This window comes from Hyphomonas beringensis (assembly GCF_000682755.1).
Taxonomy (GTDB): domain Bacteria; phylum Pseudomonadota; class Alphaproteobacteria; order Caulobacterales; family Hyphomonadaceae; genus Hyphomonas; species Hyphomonas beringensis.
On sequence record NZ_AWFF01000101.1, the window covers coordinates 1 to 492 of the forward strand.

A 492-nucleotide genomic window follows, 5' to 3' on the forward strand; every position below is an offset into this window, starting at 1 on the left:
GTTCATGCTTGAACGTCCAGTCCACACCGCCCGAATAATACACCCCGAACTTTAGCCCCTCGGCCCGCACGGCATCGGCCAGTTCGCCCACCACATCGCGCTGTGTATGCCAGTTTTCCTTGTTCGGGTTCTTCACATCGCTCGGCCACAGTGCAAAGCCGTCATGATGCTTTGTCACCAGCACCACATAGCGCGCGCCGGACGCCTTGAAGAGCCGCGCCCAGGATACAGGGTCCCAGTCCTCCAGCGCATCATTGAAGGCCGTCCCGAAATGATCATACGAATAGTCCGCCCCATATGTCTCACGGTGATAAACCGCTGTCGGACTATCCTCAAACTGCATCGTGTTCTGGTACCACTCCGCATAGGGAGTCAGGGAAAAGGCCTTGGCCTCTCCCTCAGACGTATCCTGCAACTGATCCATTGAGGTCTTGTGCGGCGCAAACCCCGGAATGGAGTACGGCCCCCAGTGAATAAAGATGCCAAACTTCG

General features: G+C 56.9%; 1 protein-coding gene. It reads right to left on the minus strand.

Annotated features, from left to right (window positions below; all coding sequences use genetic code 11):
* The coding region (locus tag HY29_RS17505; RefSeq protein WP_034799656.1) for an alpha-L-fucosidase at nucleotides 1-492 on the minus strand (492 nt) is incomplete at both ends.